Genomic DNA, 18,295 nt, shown 5'->3' with positions numbered 1-18,295 from the left:
GGGCCGCGTTGCCAGCCCGAATGCCACACCTGTCGTCGGCAGTTTCGCTTGTCTTGGCAAAAAGCCTGCCATGTTGTCAGTTTTTTCCTGTATGATTCGCGCCCGGCCAAAACCGGGCCCGTTCAGGTAATGCAATTTCACGAAGCGCTGCTTCGCTGCTGGTTCGCGCTGCGAACTACCCTTGACGTTTCAATCCATTTTCGTTTTCGCAAACACCCGCCGATTGGCTGCCAGGTTGACCCACAAGGTCCTTCACGGCACGTGCAGCCTTTGTTCCTGGGTCTTTGCGGATGCACATAGAGGCAGACCCATGACCCAGGAAGTAACCGGCACTTTCGCCGAACTCGGCCTTCATCCTTCTATTCTCGCTGCACTGACCGCAGTAGGTTACGAAGAGCCGTCCCCCATTCAGGCCCAGGCGATCCCGATGATCCTGGCTGGCCACGACATGATCGGCCAGGCCCAGACCGGTACTGGCAAGACCGCCGCCTTCGCCCTGCCGATCCTGTCCAAGATCGACCCGGCCAAGCGTGAGCCGCAGGCGCTGATCCTGGCGCCGACCCGCGAGTTGGCCCTGCAGGTAGCCACCGCCTTCGAAACCTACTCCAAGCAGCTGACCGGTGTGTCCGTGGTGGCTGTTTACGGCGGCGCGCCCATGGGCCCGCAGCTGAAGTCTCTGCGCATGGGCGCCCAGATCATCGTGGCCACCCCGGGTCGCCTGGTCGACCACCTGAGCCGCAACGACCAGCTGCTCAAGACCATCCGCCACCTGGTACTGGATGAGGCTGACGAGATGCTCAAGCTCGGCTTCATGGATGATCTGGAAGTGATCTTCCAGGCCATGCCGGAAAGCCGTCAGAGCGTGCTGTTCTCCGCCACGCTGCCGCATTCCATCCGTGCCATTGCCGAGAAGCACCTGCGCGAGCCGCAGCACGTCAAGATCGCTGCCAAGACCCAGACTGTCTCGCGCATCGAGCAGGCGCATCTGATGATTCACGCCGATCAGAAGATCAACGCCGTGACCCGCCTGCTGGAAGTCGAGGAATTCGACGCCCTGATTGCCTTCGTGCGCACCAAGCAGGCCACCCTGGACCTGGCTGCCGCCCTGGAAGCCAAGGGCTACAAGGCCGCCGCGCTGAACGGCGACATTGCCCAGAACCAGCGTGAGCGCGTGATCGAGTCGCTCAAGGATGGCCGTCTGGACATCGTCGTCGCCACCGACGTGGCCGCCCGTGGTATCGACGTGCCGCGCATCACCCACGTGCTCAACGTCGACATGCCGTACGACCCGGAGTCCTACGTACACCGCATCGGCCGTACCGGCCGCGCCGGTCGTGAAGGTCGCGCCCTGCTGCTGGTAACCCCGCGCGAGCGCCGCATGCTGCAGGTGATCGAGCGTGTCACCGGGCAGAAGGTCGGCGAGGTCAAGCTGCCGAACGCCCAGCAGGTGCTGGACGCCCGCATCAAGAAGCTCACCAACGGCCTGGCGCCGCTGGTGGCCGACGCCGAAGCCAGCCACGGCGAGCTGCTGGACCGTCTGGTCGGCGACATCGGTTGCAGCCCGCGCGCCCTGGCCGCGGCCCTGCTCAAGTTGGCCACCAAGGGTCAGGCCCTGGATCTGGCCAGCGTCGAGCGCGAGCAGCCGCTGGTGCCGGGCGTCGGTGCCCCGCGCGAGCGTCGCGAGCGTGACGGTGGCGATCGTCCGCACGAGCGCGGCGAGCGTGGCGAATTCCGCGACCGTCGCCCGATGGCCGGCCCGAGCGAAGGCAAGGCTCGTTGCCGTACCGCCCTGGGTACTCGCGACGGCATCGCCGCGAAGAACCTGCTGGGCGCCATCCTCAACGAGGGTGGCCTGCAGCGCGACGCCATCGGCCGCATCCAGATCCGCGAGACCTTCAGCCTGATCGAGCTGCCGGAAGACGGCCTCGACCGCCTGCTGGGCAAGCTCAAGGACACCCGCGTCGCCGGCAAGGCCCTGAAGCTGCGTCGCTACCGCGAGGATTGATCCTCGTGCTGTAAAGAGAGCCCCGCCTATGCGGGGCTTTTTTATGGCGCTGTGTCGCCCTGAGCCTAAGAGGCGTGAGGGGAATGGCCTTGTTACGAGCGCGTTGACAGTCCGGCGGGTGGCCAACAGTATTTTCCGGATCGACCAGGCAGAGCGGAATTGATGGCAGCGGAAAAGCCCCTGAAGTTGTGTTTCGCCGGCTTCGAGCTGGATGAGGCCAACGCGCGTCTGAGTCACGACGGGCGGCCGGTCGCGCTGCAGCCCAGGGCTCTGGCGCTGCTCTGTGAACTGGCTCGCCAGCCGGGGCGCCTGCTGAGCAAGGAAGCGCTGCTGGACGCTGTCTGGGGGCATCGGCACGTCAGCGAGTCAGCACTTAAGACCGCCGTCAGCGCGCTGCGTCAGGCGTTGGGCGACGACCCGCGGCAGGCTCGCTTCATCGAGACCGCCGCTCGCCAGGGGTATCGCTTCATCGGCTTACCGGTACTGCCGCCGACCAACCATCCGCTGATTGGCCGCGGCTCCGCGCTGCAGCAGTTGCAGCGCGCCTGGCAGCGCAGCCTGACGGGGCGGCAACTGGTATGGATCACCGGTGAGGCGGGCATCGGCAAGACATGCTTGCTGGAAGCTTTCATCACCGAGTGCACGGACACGCTCTGCGTACGTGGTCAGTGCCTCGAGCATTTCGGCAGTGGTGAACCCTATCTGCCCTGGTTGGAGCTGTTGGGCGAGCTGAGCCGCCGTGATGGCCAGTTTGTCTCCCTGCTGCGCACGGTGGCGCCGATGTGGCTGCTGCAGTTGCCCTGGCTGTGTGCAGCGGGCGAGCACGAGACGCTGCGCAGCGCCTGTGGCGGCGCCAATTCGCAGCGCATGTTGCGCGAGATGGCCGAGCTGCTGGCCCGGTACAGCAGTCAGCGGCGGCTGTTGCTGGTATTGGAGGATCTGCACTGGTGCGACACGGCCAGCCTGCGACTGCTCGAATACCTGGCGAGGCGCCGCGAGCCGGCGCAATTGCTGCTGCTGTGCAGTCTGCGTGCGGGTGAGTTGTTGGATAGCGGGCATCCGCTCGCCAGCGTGCGTCACGATCTCAACTTGCGAGGCCTGAGCGAGGAAGTCGCTCTGCAAGCTTTTTCCCTCGACGAAGTGACCGAATATCTCGCCCGTCGCCACCCCCGACTGCAGGCGGGCGACGAGATGGCGAGGCTGCTCTTCCAGCGTAGCGGTGGTTTGCCGCTGTTCGTCGAGAGTCTGGCGGGTGATCTGCATGCCAGCGGTACGCGGCCGGACTGGCCGCTACCCGGCGATCTGGATGGCCTGCTGCGGCGTCAGGTCGAGCATCTGGGCGGCGAGGCGCGCGCGATGCTGGAAGTGGCCAGCGTCTGTGGTGCGGAGTTTCGCGTGGGCGTGCTGGCCGCCGTCCTCGGTCGCGACGAGGCCCGGCTGCAGTCTGCCTGTCAGGCGCTGACCAGCGGGCACGGTTGGCTCGTCGCGCAGGAGCTGGTGGCCTTGAGCGACGGTACGCTGGAGGGGCGTTTCGCCTTCCGGCATGCACTCTACCGTCAGGTGTTCTATCTGCACCTCGACGCTGTACGTCGGGCGCAGCTACATCGGGCCGTGGCAGCGGTGCTGCTGGCCAAGGGCCTGCCGATGGCGGCCGAATTGGCCGGGCACTTCGAGCAGGGCAAGGATCTGCCCGCCGCCGTAGAGCAGCTTGCTCACGCCGCCGAAGGGGCGTTCGAGCGTTTTGCGCCGCTGCAGGCGCTGCAATTTGTTCGACATGCTCTGGGGCTGCTGGAGCAGCTCGGCAATCCCGAGTGCCTGGCCGAGAAGCAGCTGGATCTGCTGCTCAAGGGCGCTGTCGCTAGCGCGCAACTGCACGGCATGGCTTCGAACCAGGCCAGCGACTTCTATGCACTCGCCCAGGCGTTGGCCGAGCGTATGCCCGATTCGGCCCAGCTTGGTTGGGGCTTGGCTGGCATTGCCCAGGTGCGCTACGGCCGAGGCGAATACCAGGCTGCGCGGCGGTTGAGCGAGCGTGTGGCTGAGCTGGCGGATCGACTGGCGGAACCGGCTCTGGATATCGCGGCATGCCATCTGGGCGGCATGGTCTGTGCCGTGCTGGGCGAGCATGAGCGCGGGCGGCAGTTGCTGGAGCGTGGTATCGAGCTTGGCCAGGCCCTGGCTGAGCGGTTGCCACGGCAGCGTTTCATGGTCGACCCGCTGGTGACCATGCTTGGTCACCTGGCCCTGCACCTGTTGCCGCTGGGGCTGTTCGAGCAGGCCTCCGGGCTCGCCGAGGCAGCGTTGGTGCGGGCGCAGGAGCTGGCTCAGCCGGTGTCGCTGGTGGTGGCCACCCGCTGTGCCGGCATGCTCGACCTGCTGCTCGGACGGGATGTTGTGCGGGTCGCCAGGCGAGCGGATGAGTTGGCGCACCTGCATAGTTGCTACGGCCTGCCCCAGGCAGCCGGAGCCTGGCGCATCCTCTCCGGCTGGGTTATGGCGCAGACTGGAGAGCCCGCAGCCGGCTATGCGTGCATTCGCGAGGGTGGGGCTACCCTGCAGCGACTCGGCATGCTTGCCGGTCACGTTCAGATGCTGGCTTTCGCCGCCGAGGCCCTGCTGCTCGGCGTGCAGCAGGAGGCTGCGCTAGCGCTGATCGAAGAGGCCGAGGTGCTGGCGCTGCGCCTGGGCGAGCGTGCGCGTCTACCGGAGTTGTGGCTGCTGCGGGCTCGCGCGGCGCTGGCGAGCGGCGACCACGACAGTGCTGAGCACTGGCTGCGTCAGGCCCTGGCCGAAGCCTGTGGGCAGGGCGCGCCAGGGACCCAGTTACTCGCGCTGCTGGCCCTGAGTCGTTTGCCAGAGCCGGCCGCAGATGACATCGCGGCGCTGCGCAGCCTCTGTCGCACGTTGCCGCCAGCAGCGCAGGTGCCGGTACTGTGCGAGGCCCAGGCTTTGACCGAAAGCTGACCCTTTGCTGACGACTTTGTCGGGGGCGGCTTGCAAACTCTCCATGCACCCGCTTCGGCGGGGTGGCCAGTGAGGAGAGTTCGAGTGAGTGAGGCGCTTCTGACCTGTCGCGGTGCGGTCTATCCCTGGCACTGCGACCATATGGGACACATGAATGTCATGTGGTACACGGGCCGGTTCGATGAGGCTACCTGGGCTCTATTTGCCCAGCTGGGGCTGACTCCGGCGGCTCTGCGCGACAGCGGGCGTGGAATGGTGGCCGCCGATCAGCACATCCGCTACTGCAGTGAGCTGTTGGCGGGTGATCTGCTGAGCGTGCGCACGAGCGTGCTGGCGGTGGGCTGCAAGTCGATCCGTTTTCGACACGAGATGCGCCGAGAACCGGATGGCAGTCTCGCCGCCGTCGCCACTCTGGTGGGTGTGCATATCGACACGCGCCTGCGGCAGTCCTTGGCGTTACCGGAGCGGGTGCGTGAGCTGGCCGAGCCGTTCTGGAGCTGCGAGGAGTCGCAATGAACCGAGAAGCGCTGGCCATGGCTGTGCTCGAGGATGGTCGCGAGCTGGCCTATCAGCAGTACGGCTGTGCGGATGGGGCGCCGTTGCTGGTGTTTCATGGTTTGCCCGGTTGCCGCCTGCAGGCGGCCTTGCTCGATGAGCCGGCGCGCCGTCTCGGTGTGCGTCTGATTGCCGCCGATCGCCCTGGCGTCGGCAGCTCCAGCCCGCAGCCGCAGCGCAGCATCCTGTCCTGGGCCGCCGACGTGGAGCAGCTGGCGGAGCATCTCGGCCTGGCCCGGTTTGGCGTCCTCGGTATTTCCTGCGGTGGGCCCTATGCATTGGCGTGCGCGTTGCGCTTGCGCGAGCGACTGAGTTTCGCCGGCCTGGTGGCAGGCATGGGGCCGATGGACATACCGGCGCTACGTCGCGGGCAACATCCGGCGCTCAGGCTGTTGTTCGGCCTAGCTCGTCTGTACCCGGCGTTGACGGCGCCGATGCTAGGGCTGGATCGGCGCATGTTCCTTGGCGATCCGCTGGCGGCGCTGCACAAGCTGGCAGGCATGCTGACCGAGCCGGATCGGCGCTTCATATCGATTCAAACGCACTTGGCCGACTTGTTCGCCAGCAGCCTGGCCGAGGCCTATCGGCCGGGTGTCGCCGGTGTTCAGCAGGAGGTACGGTTGATCGCTTTGCCGCGCGGTTTTGCCGCCAGCGAAATCGCGATGCCGGTGCATCTGTACCAGGGCGGGCAGGACCGCAATGTGCCGCCAGTCATGGCCGAGCATATGGCGCGCGAACTGCCGCAGGCTCGCTATCGCTTCTTTGCGGACGAAGGTCATCTGTCGATTCTGTGGAACTGCGCCGAGCTGTTTCTCGCGGACTTCCTGGCTGCTCATGCCTAGCGCCTGCGGTGCCCGGCGCCGCGCTTGGCGGCTCAGGCGAAGCTGTAGATATCCATGCCCAGCGCGCCATAGGTGAAACCGCTGTGCTCGATGCGCACCGCATCCCCGGCGCCGCGGGCGAAATACAGCGGTAGCAGGTGTTCCTCGCTGGGGTGGCTGCGTCTGGCGTGGGGTGCCTGGCGGCGGTAGTCGAGCAGGGCGGCCGTATCGCCAGCCTGTAGCTTGGCGACCATCCAGTCGCGGAATTCGCCTGCCCAGGGTTCGATGACTTCCGGGCCGGCGCGCCAATCCAGCTCGCCGAGGTTGTGGGTGATGCTGCCGGAGCCGATCAGTAGCACGCCCTGTTCGCGCAGGCTACGCAGGGCGCGGCCGACGCGCTCCTGCAGGGCTGGGCCATGGCGGCTGGGGAGCGATAGCTGGACCACGGGAACGTCGGCCTCGGGATACATCAGCGACAGTGGCACCCAGGTGCCATGGTCCAGTGGGCGCTGCTCATCCAGGCGCGCCGGGAGTTCAGCGGCAGCAAGTAGCTGACGAACCTGCTCGGCGAGATGCGGCGAGCCCGGGGCCGGGTATCGCACGGCATAGAGCTCGGCGGGGAAGCCGCCGAAGTCGTGCCAGGTGGCTGGCTGCGCGGCACTGCCGACCAGCAGTTCGTCGCTCTCCCAGTGTGCGGAAACCACCACTATCGCTTGTGGGCGGGGTAGTTCGGCGGACAGTCTGGCCAGGGCCGGTCCGCTGGCGCCCGGCTGCAGGGCAAGCATGGGGGAGCCGTGGGATATGAAAAGGCTGGGCGGCATGGCGTTCTCCTCTGAGTGACGCCATTGTCTCGCGCTAGACCTTCGATGAATAACGCAGGTTTCTCGGCTTTTTGATCGATAGGTTCGATGGTTGGCTCAGGGCAGGTTGTCACCGAAGGCCGTTTCAATATTGATGCCCAGGCTGATGACACCAAGCAGGCGGCCATCATCCGGATCGTACAGCGGTGCAGAAGCCTTGCTCTGGAAGCTTTGCGTCGAGCCGTCGTACTCGATGTCGCTGATATATACCTGGCCTGGCGGCAGACGACTGGCCTGCTGGAAGTCCTCCTCGTCAGCCTGCCAGTAATCGCTGGTGACTTCGCTGATGGCCACCAACTGGCCACTGCTGTCGCTGATGAATATCTCGTTGAACAATGGCCGGTACTGTTCGGTGATATTGGCCAGCAGTCTGGACGGTTGTGCCTGCAACAGGCGCTTGATCAGCGGTTTTTCCTCCAGCAGGCGTTCGCGCATCCATTGCCGATCCAGTTCGCGGATGCGCTCCTCGCTGTTGCTGCCGAGATCGTTGTGGCGCAGGGCTTCGAGCAGGTCCGGGTGCTTGCCCCAGCGGGCCAGGTGGCGATTGACCAGCTTGCTCAGATAAGTCTGTTCGGCAGCGCTCAGCGGCGTGCCACGGGGCGCGCAGCCTTCCACCTGGCGGTTGAAGGCTTTCAGGAAATCCGGGTGCTGGTTGAGGAACTCATGGGAAAAATACACGCCCAGCGGCGAGTAGCGTACGAAGCGCTGCAGCACCCGTGGCTCCTCGGGGGATGATTCGAGCAGGCTGTTCATGACATTACCGTCGGCCAGCAGCAGGTCGATGCGTCCGCGCTGGAGCAGGGCGAGCAGTTGCTCCAGGCGTGGCACCTTTTGCACTACGGGGATACCGCGAGACTCCAGCCAGGTCAGGCTGTTGCTGCCGAGCACGCTGCCGATGCGCAGGTCGTTGTCCCAGATAGGGCGGTTGAGAAGATGCGGATCCAGGGCATACCAGTACCACTTCTCGATCAGCAGCGGGGCGGAGAGCTGGGCGTAGCCATCTACCTGGCTGTCGGGTGCGGAACTGAAGAAACCGTCTGCGACCTGCTTGCTGACGTTCTGTCGGGCGCGACTGAAGGAGGTGAGGCGAATGCTGTAGGGCTGCTGCAGGCGCTCGAAGATGCACTCGAGCACACCGACCGACAGGCCGCTGAGCTCGCCGTCGACCACCACCTGGTAGGGTTCCTCGGCGCTGGTATCGAGACGGACGGGTGAAGCTTGGGTGGCGTGCAATGTGGTGCTGAGCAGCAGGGGGCAGATGAACAGAAATATGCGCATGCCGGCCTCTTGTGGGCGAGGTTCTCACGCCAGTCTAGGCAAGCGCCCTCGGCATTGCTCGGAAATGACAAGGGCGCCCTGGGGCGCCCTTGCGTTGCTGTTGTGAATCAGCGCTGTTGACGCAGCGCGGCGATGCGCTCTTCCAGCGGCGGATGGCTCATCAGCAGGCCGGCCAGGCCATTTTTCAGGCCGCCGTTGATGCCGAAGGCGGTGAGACTGTCGGGCATCTGCACCGGTACGCCCTGTTCGGCGCGCAGGCGCTCCAGTGCGGCGATCATGGCGCCGGTGCCGGCCAGGCGGGCACCAGCCTCGTCGGCCTTGAACTCGCGCTTACGCGAGAACCACATGACGATGATGCTGGCCAGAATACCCAGCACCAGTTCGGCGAAGATGGTGGCGACGAAATAGCCGATGCCGTGGCCTTCCTCGTTCTTCAGGATCACTTTGTCGACGAAGTTGCCGAAGATGCGCGCAAAGAACATGACGAAGGTGTTCACCACGCCCTGGATCATCGCCAGGGTGACCATGTCGCCGTTGGCGACGTGGCCGATCTCGTGGGCCAGTACGGCTTTCACTTCATCCGGAGAGAAGCGCTCCAGCAGGCCCTGGCTGACCGCCACCAGGGCGTCGTTCCTGTTCCAGCCGGTGGCGAAGGCATTGGACTCGTAGGCAGGGAAGATGCCGACTTCCGGCATCTTGATGCCGGCCTCGCGGGACAGTTCCTCGACGGTCTGCAGCAGCCACTGTTCGTGGCGGGTGCGCGGCTGGGTGATGATCTGGGTGCCGGTGCCCATCTTCGCCATCCACTTGGACAGGAAGAGCGAGATGAAGGAGCCGACGAAGCCGAATACGGCGCAGAAAACCAGCAGGCTGCCGTAGTTCTGGCCGGTGTAGCGATCGACCCCGAGCAGTTTCAGGGTGACGCTGGCGATCAATAGCACCGCCAGGTTGGTGGCCAGGAACAACACGATGCGCATCATGGTAGGAAATTTCTCCTCAGGGCGAGAGACGGTCTAAGTATGCGAGCTATATAGGGGGCGACCGCTCCGGCTTCAACCAAGGCTCTATTTCAAACTATGTCGCTTGCCGGGCTCAGCGCGCTTTCGAACAGCAGGCGGGTGAGGCGCGCGACCTTCTCACTGTTCTGCTGGGCCAGCGCTTCGCGCAGTTGCCAGGCCAGGGTGGCGCGCACCCGGCGTACGCCGGCGGGCTGGCTGTCGCCTTCCGGCAGGGCGTGGGGAATGCCGCGGGACAGGCGGATGAAGCCCTTTTCCGTGAGTACGGCCTGATCCAGGGCGTCGTAGGCAATGGTCGAGTCGTAGCGGATATAGCCTTCCTCGGCCAGCCATAGCAGGGCGCCCAGGCAGGCCTGGTGGCGCTTGCTGGGCAGGCCGAATTCGTCGGGCTCTTCGCGGCCGATCAGGTCTTCCACGTACAGCGCTACCTTGCGCGGGAAGGCCTGGTAGAGCAGCAGCATGCCGGCGGCGGCATCCTTGTAGAACTCGTCGATCTGCAGGTCCATGGGCTGCCGTCTTCCGTTACTGGCGGTAGGTCTTGAGGAAATTGCCGATGCGCCCGATGGCCTGTTCCAGGTCGTCGACGCGGGGCAGGGTGACCACGCGGAAGTGATCGGGCCAGGGCCAGTTGAAGGCGGTGCCCTGGACGATCAGCAGCTTCTCGGAGAGCAGCAGGTCGAGGACGAACTTCTCGTCGTTGTGGATCGGGCAGACCTTGGGGTCGATCTTCGGGAAGGCGTACAGCGCGCCCATGGGCTTGACGCAGCTGACCCCGGGGATGTCGTTGAGCAACTCCCAGGTGCGGTTGCGCTGCTCCAGCAGGCGGCCGTTGGGCAGCACCAGGTCGTTGATGCTCTGGTAGCCGCCGAGGGCAGTCTGGATCGCGTGCTGGCTCGGCACGTTGGCGCACAGGCGCATGTTGGCCAGCATGTCGATGCCTTCGATGTAGCTCTGGGCCTTGTGTCGCGGGCCGCTGATCACCACCCAGCCGGAGCGGAAACCGGCCACGCGGTAGCTCTTGGACAGACCGTTGAAGGTCAGGCACAGCACGTCCGGGGCCAGGGAGGCGGTGCAGATGTGTTGGGCATCGTCGTAGAGGATCTTGTCGTAGATCTCGTCGGAGAACAGCACTAGGTTGTGCTGGCGGGCCACTTCCACCAGTTCTTCCAGTACGGCCCTGGAATACACCGCGCCAGTGGGGTTGTTCGGGTTGATCAGCACCAGGGCCTTGGTGTTCGGGGTGATCTTGGCCTTGATGTCGGCGATGTCGGGGAACCAACCGGCCTGCTCGTCACACAGGTAGTGCACCGGTTTGCCGCCGGAGAGGGCTACAGAGGCGGTCCACAGCGGGTAATCGGGCGCCGGGATCAGCACTTCGTCGCCGTTGTTGAGCAGGGCCTGCATGGCCATGACGATCAGTTCGGAGACGCCGTTGCCGAGGTAGATGTCCTCGATGCCAACGCCTTCTACCTGCTTCTGCTGGTAGTACTGCATCACTGCCTTGCGCGCGCTGAACAGGCCCTTGGAGTCACTGTAGCCTTGCGCGGTGGGCAGGTTGCGGATCACGTCCTGGAGAATTTCCTCCGGGGCTTCGAAGCCGAACGGTGCCGGGTTGCCAATGTTCAGCTTGAGGATGCGCTGGCCTTCCTCTTCCAAACGCTTGGCGTGTTTGAGCACCGGCCCACGGATGTCGTAGCAGACGTTGGCGAGCTTGTTCGATTTGCTGACCTGCATGATGCTGTATCCCGATGCGAATGCTGCGCGCCTGTCTGTAACGCTGCGGGCAGACTGGCGTCCAAAGAGGCACGCATGATACGTGTGGCCCGGCACCCGGAAAAGGTATCGACCGGGCATTTTTCTGCCGATGAGGAGTACCCCGTGGAAAAGATCGACAAACCCCTGGAAACCTGGCGCGAAGAGCTTTCCGAGACGCAGTACCACGTCTGTCGCCTGGGCGGCACCGAGCGTGCCTTTACCGGCGAATATCACGACAGCAAGGTGCCGGGCATCTATCACTGTGCCTGCTGCGGTGAGGCGCTGTTCGACTCGGACGCCAAATACGACTCCGGCAGTGGCTGGCCGAGCTATTTCCGGCCTGTGAATGACGAGGTGATCGCCGAGAAGGAGGATTTCAGCCACGGCATGCACCGTATCGAGGTCAAGTGTGCCAAGTGCGATGCCCACCTGGGCCACGTCTTTCCTGATGGCCCACGGCCGACCGGGCTGCGTTACTGCATCAACTCGGTTTCGCTGAAGCTGGTACCGCGGGCTTAGCCCATTGCTGTTGGCTTGCTGAGGCCCGTGTATCACCGGGCCTTATGTTGAGCTTGATAAATTGCACGCAATTAAATTGCCCGCTATCTTGTCGGGACTTTTCTTGTCCATGCGGAGTGGCAGACATGAGCGACAAACTTTTCGACATCCCCGTTACCACCATCAAAGGCGAGCAGAAAACCCTCGCCGACTTCGGCGGCAAGGCCGTGCTGGTGGTCAATACCGCCAGCAAGTGCGGCTTCACTCCGCAGTACAAGGGGCTGGAAAACATCTGGCAGCAGTACAAGGACAAGGGGCTGGTGGTGCTGGGTTTCCCCTGCAACCAGTTCGGCAAGCAGGAGCCGGGCGACGAGGGGGCCATCAGCGAGTTCTGCGAGCTGAATTTCGGTGTCAGCTTCCCGCTGTTCAAGAAGATCGACGTCAACGGCAGCGAGGCCCATCCGCTCTATGTGCAGCTGAAGGATCGCGCACCGGGCCTGTTGGGGAGCAAGGGCATCAAGTGGAACTTCACCAAGTTCCTGATCAGTGCCGACGGCAGCCAGGTCAAGCGCTTTGCCCCGACCACCAAGCCTGAAGAGCTGACCAGCGAGATCGAAGCCCTGTTGCAATGAACCAGCCGCTGAACATCGACGCCCAGCTGCGCCTGGACAACCAGCTGTGCTTCAAGCTCTACGCTGCCTCGCGTGCGGTGATCCGTGGGTACAAACCGATGCTCGACGAGCTGGGCCTGACCTACCCGCAGTACCTGGCCATGCTGGTGCTGTGGGAATGGCAGGCCGAACCGCCCGAGCAGGCCACGGTCAAGGCTTTGGGCGAGCGTTTGATGCTCGACTCCGGCACGCTCACTCCGCTGCTCAAGCGTCTGGAGCAGTTGGGCTTGGTACGGCGCCGACGTTCGGCGACGGATGAGCGTGAGCTGCGTCTGGCCCTGACTGACGAAGGCGTGGCGTTGAAGGCACGAGTGCTGCCGCTGAAGACTCGCCTGCTCTGCGAGAGCGGCGTAGAACTTGAGCAGCTTGACGGCTTGCGCGAGGACTTGGGGCAGCTATTGCAGCTACTCAGCTCGCGGTCGTGAGCGGCAACCAGCTGTCCAGCAGGGCGGCCAGGTCCTCGCGGCGGAAGGGTTTGGCCAGGTAGTCGTTCATGCCCGCCGCCTGGCAGCGCTCGCGCTCATCCGGCAAGGCATTGGCGGTCAGGGCAATGATCGGCAGGTTCGGCCAGCGGCCACTCTGACGGATGCGCCGAGTGGCTTCATAGCCATCCATGATCGGCATGTTGCAGTCCATCAAGACCAGGTCCACGGCATTGCGCTCCAGGTAGTCGAGGGCTTCGCCGCCGTGGGCCGCAACTGCTACCTCGCAGCCCAGTTTGCCGAGCATGCCTTTGGCGACCAGTTGGTTCACCGCATTGTCCTCGACCAGCAGTACGCGAGCCTGGTGCATACGCTCCTGGGGTGCGGCTGGTGCTTGGCTGCTACCTGCCCGCAGCGGCTCCAGCAGGCTCTGCAGGGTCTGATGCAGGGTGTTGCGGGCCAGCGGTCTGGCCAGCTGTGCGAAAGGCGCCAGGCGTTCGGCCTGCTCGGAGTGGATGAAGGCGCCATAGGGCGAAACCAGCAGCAAGGGCGTTGCCAGTTGTTGACGCAGTTGCGCCAGGCGTTCGGCGCTATCGCAGATCAGCAGTTCGGCTTGCAACTCGCTGGCGGGTGTATCCGGGGCTCGCCGCTGCTGTTCCAGCCCCCAGTGCGGTAGCCAGCTGGCCAGCTGCTCGGCCAGGCCGCTGCCGGGCGCGCACAGGGTCACTACTCGTCCCTGCAGTCTGGGCCAGCTGCTCGCAGGGGCATGGCTACTCAGGGGGAGTTCGGCGCAAAACTGGCTGCCGAAGCCTTCCTGGGAGTTGAAGGTCAGTTCGCCCTGCATGGCTTCGCACAATCGGCGGGTCAGGGCCAGGCCCAGGCCGGTGCCGCCGAACTGGCGGGTGATCCCGGCTCCGGCCTGGATGAAGGGCTGGAAGATGCGCTTCTGCGCCTCTTCGGGGATACCGATCCCGGTGTCGCTGACGGTAATGCGGATGCCCTTGGCGGTAGGCTCGATGCGCAGGTCGACGCGACCGAAGCGGGTGAACTTGAGGGCATTGGACAGCAGGTTGCTGACCACCTGGCGCACCCGGGTCGGATCGCCGAGCAGTTGCGCCGGGAGTTGAGGGTCAATCAGGCAGGTCAGCTCGACATTGTTGCCGGCATTCTGCGACAGCAGGCTGGCGGTGTCCTCGGCCAGCGCGCCGAGATCGAACGGAATCTGCTCCAGTTCAAGCTGGCCGGCCTCGAACTTGGACAGGTCGAGGATGTCGTTGAGCAGGTCCACCAGTACCTTGCCCGAGTCGTGGGCAATGGACAGCTGCTGGCGCTGTTCGCTGGTCAGTGGTCCGTCCAGAGACAGCGCCAGCATGCCCAGCAGACCGTTGAGCGGGGTGCGGATTTCGTGGCTCATGTAGGCCAGGAAAGCAGCCCGCACATGGGCCATTTCCAGGGCGGTGGCCCGGGCCTGTTCCAGCTCGCGGTTGGACAGGGTCAGGCGGGCGTTGGTCGCCTTGAGCTCGGCGGTACGGGCCGAGACGATGTTTTCCAGTTCGGCCAGGTATTGGGTCAGGCGATCCTCGGCCTCGCGTCGCTGGCTGATCTCCTGGTGGGTGTTGCTCAGTTGCTGGTTGGTTACCGCGACCAGGATGCCGATCTCATCGCGCTCGTGGCCGGGCGGGCAGGGCACCGGGCCGAGGTCGCGGCGCGGGTCGCGGTCGCTGAGCGCGCGGATGATGCCGACCACGGGCTTGGTCAGCATGGCGTAGAACAACACCAGCAGAATCAGCGACAGCAGCAGACTGCGGGCGAAACCAGTCAGCAGGGTGAGCAGGGCGCGACGCAGGAAGTCGCTGCCGAAGGCGAAGGTATCTACCTCCAGGCGCAGAACGCCGAGGGCTTCGCCAGGGGCATGGCTGACGAACAGTGGATCTTCGAACTGGCGACGCTCGCCAAACAGGAAGTCGCTAAACACGCGGTAGCCGCTCTGCGCCGGAGGCCGATCCACCGAGGCCAGCACCAGGCCGCTGTTGTCGACGATTTCGGCGCGCATCACCGCCGGGGAGCGCAGCAGGCCGAGCACCAGCTCCTGGGCCAGCTCGGCGTCGATGTTGTAGGAAATGCGCGCCGCCGGGTTATGGCTGATTTCCAGCAGGGAATGGATTTCCCGGTCGATGGAGGCGTCTTCGCTGGCATAATCCAGCCCGATCTGGATCACGCTCAGCAATGTCCCCAGGATAAAGGCCACCAGCACCGTCAGACTGGCCTGTTTGAACGACAGGCGGTGGGTGAGGGAAATATCCATGGAGTGCTGATCTGATCCTTGACTAGATGCCTGCCAAGCATAGCCCATCGGACCCTTGCGCCGGCAGGGTCTGGCTAGATATGAGGAGTGAGTCGTGGATTCCCAGTTGCACAGTTTTCTGCAGCGCGCCGAGGCGGCGCTGGAGCGGATCGAGCCGCTGTTGCCCGCAGTGCGGGTGGCGCTGGATTGGCAGCAGGTAATCGCCGCCCGCTGGCAGCGTGAAGGGCGGGGCGGTTACCTGCAACCGCTCAAGGTCAGCCTGGATCTGGACCTTTCCGATCTGGTCGGCGTGGACGCACAGCGCGAGCAGTTGGCGCGCAACACCCGCCAGTTCGTCAGCGGCCTGCCGGCCAACCACGCCTTGCTCTGGGGTGCGCGTGGCACCGGCAAGTCCTCGCTGGTGCGGGCCTTACTGGCTGAGCATGCACAGGCGGGGCTGCGTCTGATCGAGATCGAGCGCGACCACCTGGCCGATCTGCCCAAGGTGGTCGAAGCCCTGGCCGGACTGCCGCAGCGCTTCGTGCTGTTCTGCGACGATCTCTCGTTCGACTCCGGCGAGGGTGATTACCGGGTGCTGAAGAGCGTGCTGGACGGCTCTCTGGAGCGCGCGCCGGACAACCTGTTGCTGTACGCCACCTCCAACCGGCGCCATCTGGTGCCAGAAAAGGAGAGCGACAACGACAACTGGCAGCGGGTCGAAGGCGAGCTACACCCGAGCGAGGCGGTGGAGGACAAGATCGCGTTGTCCGATCGTTTCGGCCTGTGGCTGTCTTTCTACCCTTTCACTCAGGATCACTTCCTTGCCGTCGTGCGCCACTGGATCGGTACCCTGGCTAAGCAGGCCGGACTGCAGTGGCAGTGGAGTCACGAGCTGGAGATCCTGGCCATTCGCTGGGCGCTCGGGCGAGGTAATCGCAATGGTCGCTGCGCTTATCAGTTCGCGCGCAGCTGGGTTGGCCAGCAGTTGCTGGAGGTGGCGCGATGATCGATCTGCAGCAGATTGCACAGGGGCGCGACGGCTATGAGCTGTTGGCGGCGCAGCTGGAGGCGTTGCTGGCCGATGAGCGTGACTTCATCGCCAACGCCGCGCAGTTCGCAGCGCTGCTGTTCCATGAGCTGGAGGGGCTGAACTGGGCGGGTTTCTATCTGGCGCGCAGCGAGGAGCTGGTGCTGGGGCCATTCCAGGGCAAGGTGGCTTGCGTGCGCATTCCGTTTGCTCGGGGCGTATGCGGTGCGGCGGCGCGCACGCGGCAGACGCAGCGTATCGAGGATGTACATGCCTTCCCAGGTCACATCGCCTGCGACAGTGCTTCCAACAGCGAACTGGTAGTGCCCTTGGTCAAGGAAGGGCGGCTGATTGGTGTGCTCGATCTGGACAGTCCCAGCCTGGCGCGCTTCAGCGCGCAGGATCAGGTGGGCATCGAGGAGCTGGTGGCTATTTTCCTGCGCTTGAGCGACTGCTGACCTGGTCCGGCTTTGCGCCGGGCATGTTGATGGCAAGGTCGCTCAGGCCTTGCCGCTCATCTTGGCGATGACCTTGAGTTCGCCGGGCAGCACGCTTTGTACCGACTCGCGGGCCTTGATCCGCGCATAGTGGGCGACCAGCGCCGGCCAGCGGCTGGCGTCCGGCGTTTCGCCGCCATGTTCCATGTTCTGCAACTGACAGTAGATGGCCAGGTCGGCCTGGCTGAGGCGATCGCCGACAAAGTACTGAGCATCGCCCAGGTACTGCTCCAGATAGTCGAAGTGCCTGGGAAGCTTGTCGTTGAGTGCGCTTAGTACGATTTCTTCGTCGCAGACCTGACCCAGCATCGGCTTGAGCAGGCGATTGCGGAATACGCCAAAAGTGCACAGTGGCACCAGTTCATAGTCCGCGTATTTTTCCAGCCAGCGTATCTGGGCCTTATGCGCAGCGCTGTGGCCGAACAGTGGTTGACACTGGGGATACTGCTCTTCCAGGTACTGGCAGATCACACTGGAGTCTGCCAGGGTCAGGTCGCCATCGCGAAAGGCGGGGATGCGGCCCAGTGGGTTGAGCTCGCAGTACCAGTCAGGCTGGCCGAAGGGAGTGATGATTTCCAGCTGGTAATCCAGCCCCTTTTCCAGCAGGCACAGGCGCAACTTGCGTACGAACGGCGACAGCGGCGCGCCGTAGACGATCAGGCTCATCGGGATTCCTTGGGCGATCAGTCGTAGATGTTCTTCTTCTTCCAGTCGTCTTCTTCGAGAGACTTGAGGCCCTCTGTCAGTTCGCTGGATTCATCTTCCGCGGGCTTGGCTTTTTCCAGTACCACGGCGTTGGCGCGTGCCAGCAACTGCTCGAACTTCTGCAATTGGGACTTGTAGCGCTCCGCGTCCGGTTGCTTGCGCAGGTACTGCACACCGCGCTCATAGGCCAGGCGGGCCTGGCCGGGCTGACCTTGTTGCATGGACTGCTGGCCCAGGTTGCCAAAGAACTCGGTATGCACCTGCACCAGCATGTGGCGGATCTCGCCCAGCCAGCGCTTGCATTCGTTGGCTGGCAGCAGGCGCTCCTGAGCCGCACGAGTGATCTGGCCGTGGAAGTTTTCCAGCAGGAAGCGAATGTCCTTGGCCTTGGCTTCGGTCATGATCTGCTGCGGTGGGTTGCGCACGGGAATGTCGTCGCCCTTGGCCACCTGCTCGCGCAGTTCGGCGATGCGATTGCGCAGGTTGGCATTTTGCTTGTCCAGTGCCTGCAGGCGCTCACTATGTTGCAACTCGAAGCGGCTGAGCAGCAGCTTGAGCGCAGGGTTCATCAATTGCCCCGGCATGTTTTCGGAGACATCACGGCTACGCCGCACCCGATCATTCAGATCGGCCTTGAGTCGGGCCTTTTCCAGCTTGTTGTTCTCCACCATGTGGTTGATGTAACCGATGGCGAACAACACCACTATGCCGCTGATGATCAAGGCAGTGATGACGAGTGGGGACACCGTTGAACCTCCCGTACGCTGTTTTTTCTTCGAGTGTAGTGTGTTGGCCGAGATGCTCATAGCACTGTGTCAGTTTATGGGGCGAAGTCTTTGATTTAGAAAAAGTTTTGAATGGAGGTTGACGCTTATCGAAAGGCTCCATAGAATGCGCGCCACTTTCAGCGGATAAGCGCAAGCGAATACGCAGAAAG

General features: G+C 64.1%; 16 protein-coding genes and 1 pseudogene. 9 read left to right on the top strand and 8 right to left on the bottom strand.

Translation table 11 applies throughout. From position 1 onward, the window contains the following. Positions 1-276 precede the first annotated feature (276 nt). The 4 genes and pseudogenes from AYB31_RS05385 to AYB31_RS05370 all read left to right on the top strand — a co-directional run bounded on the left by AYB31_RS05385 (position 277) and on the right by AYB31_RS05370 (position 6,366). Positions 277-2,005: pseudogene (locus AYB31_RS05385) on the top strand (DEAD/DEAH box helicase). Positions 2,006-2,167: 162 nt separating this feature from the next. After that, positions 2,168-4,969 carry an ATP-binding protein gene (locus AYB31_RS05380; protein ID WP_068826520.1) on the top strand — a complete coding sequence of 934 codons (2,802 nt, stop codon included), beginning with the start codon at positions 2,168-2,170 and terminating at the stop codon, positions 4,967-4,969. An 84-nt stretch (positions 4,970-5,053) separates the two neighbouring features. Then, the gene (locus AYB31_RS05375) at positions 5,054-5,485 is read left to right on the top strand and encodes an acyl-CoA thioesterase (protein WP_082805202.1); all 432 of its coding nucleotides are present in this window, start codon (positions 5,054-5,056) and stop codon (positions 5,483-5,485) included. Beyond that, positions 5,482-6,366, top strand: coding sequence for an alpha/beta fold hydrolase (locus AYB31_RS05370; RefSeq protein WP_068826518.1), 885 nt, complete (start codon positions 5,482-5,484; stop codon positions 6,364-6,366). The genes AYB31_RS05375 and AYB31_RS05370 overlap by 4 nt, the downstream gene beginning before the upstream one ends. Positions 6,367-6,398: 32 nt before the next feature. Here AYB31_RS05370 and AYB31_RS05365 read toward each other — a convergent pair whose 3' ends face one another. The 5 genes from AYB31_RS05365 to AYB31_RS05345 all read right to left on the bottom strand — a co-directional run bounded on the left by AYB31_RS05365 (position 6,399) and on the right by AYB31_RS05345 (position 11,233). Beyond that, complete coding sequence (locus AYB31_RS05365) at positions 6,399-7,166, bottom strand: DODA-type extradiol aromatic ring-opening family dioxygenase (protein WP_068826516.1); 768 nt, start codon at positions 7,164-7,166, stop codon at positions 6,399-6,401. A gap of 96 nt (positions 7,167-7,262) precedes the next feature. Beyond that, positions 7,263-8,483, bottom strand: a complete 1,221-nt coding sequence (locus AYB31_RS05360) for a transporter substrate-binding domain-containing protein (protein ID WP_068826514.1) — start codon at positions 8,481-8,483, stop codon at positions 7,263-7,265. A gap of 107 nt (positions 8,484-8,590) precedes the next feature. Continuing rightward, positions 8,591-9,463 carry a protease HtpX gene (gene htpX, locus AYB31_RS05355; RefSeq protein WP_068826512.1) on the bottom strand — a complete coding sequence of 291 codons (873 nt, stop codon included), beginning with the start codon at positions 9,461-9,463 and terminating at the stop codon, positions 8,591-8,593. An 89-nt stretch (positions 9,464-9,552) separates the two neighbouring features. Then, positions 9,553-10,005 (bottom strand): hypothetical protein, encoded by a 453-nt coding sequence (locus AYB31_RS05350; RefSeq protein ID WP_068826510.1) that lies wholly within the window; start codon positions 10,003-10,005, stop codon positions 9,553-9,555. A gap of 16 nt (positions 10,006-10,021) precedes the next feature. After that, positions 10,022-11,233: a pyridoxal phosphate-dependent aminotransferase gene (locus tag AYB31_RS05345; RefSeq protein WP_068826508.1), complete on the bottom strand. Its 1,212-nt coding sequence runs from the start codon at positions 11,231-11,233 to the stop codon at positions 10,022-10,024. A 144-nt stretch (positions 11,234-11,377) separates the two neighbouring features. Between AYB31_RS05345 and msrB the strand changes: the two genes are divergently transcribed. From msrB to AYB31_RS05330, 3 genes are all read left to right on the top strand, one after another. Then, positions 11,378-11,773, top strand: a complete 396-nt coding sequence (gene msrB / locus AYB31_RS05340) for a peptide-methionine (R)-S-oxide reductase MsrB (RefSeq protein ID WP_068826823.1) — start codon at positions 11,378-11,380, stop codon at positions 11,771-11,773. A gap of 125 nt (positions 11,774-11,898) precedes the next feature. After that, complete coding sequence (locus tag AYB31_RS05335; protein WP_068826506.1) at positions 11,899-12,384, top strand: glutathione peroxidase; 486 nt, start codon at positions 11,899-11,901, stop codon at positions 12,382-12,384. Continuing rightward, a complete protein-coding gene (locus AYB31_RS05330; protein ID WP_068826504.1) occupies positions 12,381-12,848 on the top strand; it encodes a MarR family winged helix-turn-helix transcriptional regulator in 468 nt (155 codons plus the stop codon). Before AYB31_RS05335 ends, AYB31_RS05330 begins: the two co-directional genes overlap by 4 nt. Here the strand turns inward: AYB31_RS05330 and AYB31_RS05325 are convergent. Beyond that, complete coding sequence (locus AYB31_RS05325) at positions 12,832-15,150, bottom strand: ATP-binding protein (RefSeq protein WP_068826502.1); 2,319 nt, start codon at positions 15,148-15,150, stop codon at positions 12,832-12,834. The two genes, AYB31_RS05330 and AYB31_RS05325, sit on opposite strands and share 17 nt — an antisense overlap. 94 nt (positions 15,151-15,244) lie before the next feature. Here AYB31_RS05325 and AYB31_RS05320 point away from each other — a divergent pair, with 94 nt between their 5' ends. Together AYB31_RS05320 and AYB31_RS05315 are read left to right on the top strand one after the other, a co-directional pair. Next, positions 15,245-16,135 (top strand): ATP-binding protein, encoded by an 891-nt coding sequence (locus tag AYB31_RS05320; RefSeq protein ID WP_068826500.1) that lies wholly within the window; start codon positions 15,245-15,247, stop codon positions 16,133-16,135. Next, positions 16,132-16,614: a GAF domain-containing protein gene (locus tag AYB31_RS05315; RefSeq protein ID WP_068826498.1), complete on the top strand. Its 483-nt coding sequence runs from the start codon at positions 16,132-16,134 to the stop codon at positions 16,612-16,614. Before AYB31_RS05320 ends, AYB31_RS05315 begins: the two co-directional genes overlap by 4 nt. Positions 16,615-16,656: 42 nt before the next feature. Here AYB31_RS05315 and AYB31_RS05310 read toward each other — a convergent pair whose 3' ends face one another. Further along, the gene (locus tag AYB31_RS05310; protein WP_068826496.1) at positions 16,657-17,319 is read right to left on the bottom strand and encodes a glutathione S-transferase family protein; all 663 of its coding nucleotides are present in this window, start codon (positions 17,317-17,319) and stop codon (positions 16,657-16,659) included. 17 nt (positions 17,320-17,336) lie between these two features. After that, a complete protein-coding gene (locus AYB31_RS05305) occupies positions 17,337-18,104 on the bottom strand; it encodes a hypothetical protein (RefSeq protein WP_068826494.1) in 768 nt (255 codons plus the stop codon). Between the last annotated feature and the right edge of the window lie 191 nt (positions 18,105-18,295).

It is taken from the genome of Pseudomonas sp. BMS12 (assembly GCF_001592875.1).
Taxonomy (GTDB): domain Bacteria; phylum Pseudomonadota; class Gammaproteobacteria; order Pseudomonadales; family Pseudomonadaceae; genus Aquipseudomonas.
This window is presented reverse-complemented; position numbering and strand designations above follow the sequence as displayed.

Excerpts from the sequence above, each read along its gene's own strand:
- AYB31_RS05345 (WP_068826508.1), bottom strand. The coding sequence starts at position 11,233 with ATGCAGGTCAGCAAATCGAACAAGCTCGCCAACGTCTGCTACGACATC.
- AYB31_RS05370 (WP_068826518.1), top strand. The coding sequence starts at position 5,482 with ATGAACCGAGAAGCGCTGGCCATGGCTGTGCTCGAGGATGGTCGCGAG.
- AYB31_RS05335 (WP_068826506.1), top strand. The coding sequence starts at position 11,899 with ATGAGCGACAAACTTTTCGACATCCCCGTTACCACCATCAAAGGCGAG.
- AYB31_RS05365 (WP_068826516.1), bottom strand. The coding sequence starts at position 7,166 with ATGCCGCCCAGCCTTTTCATATCCCACGGCTCCCCCATGCTTGCCCTG.
- AYB31_RS05360 (WP_068826514.1), bottom strand. The coding sequence starts at position 8,483 with ATGCGCATATTTCTGTTCATCTGCCCCCTGCTGCTCAGCACCACATTG.
- AYB31_RS05310 (WP_068826496.1), bottom strand. The coding sequence starts at position 17,319 with ATGAGCCTGATCGTCTACGGCGCGCCGCTGTCGCCGTTCGTACGCAAG.
- AYB31_RS05325 (WP_068826502.1), bottom strand. The coding sequence starts at position 15,150 with ATGGATATTTCCCTCACCCACCGCCTGTCGTTCAAACAGGCCAGTCTG.
- AYB31_RS05315 (WP_068826498.1), top strand. The coding sequence starts at position 16,132 with ATGATCGATCTGCAGCAGATTGCACAGGGGCGCGACGGCTATGAGCTG.
- AYB31_RS05330 (WP_068826504.1), top strand. The coding sequence starts at position 12,381 with ATGAACCAGCCGCTGAACATCGACGCCCAGCTGCGCCTGGACAACCAG.
- htpX (WP_068826512.1), bottom strand. The coding sequence starts at position 9,463 with ATGATGCGCATCGTGTTGTTCCTGGCCACCAACCTGGCGGTGCTATTG.
- AYB31_RS05380 (WP_068826520.1), top strand. The coding sequence starts at position 2,168 with ATGGCAGCGGAAAAGCCCCTGAAGTTGTGTTTCGCCGGCTTCGAGCTG.
- AYB31_RS05350 (WP_068826510.1), bottom strand. The coding sequence starts at position 10,005 with ATGGACCTGCAGATCGACGAGTTCTACAAGGATGCCGCCGCCGGCATG.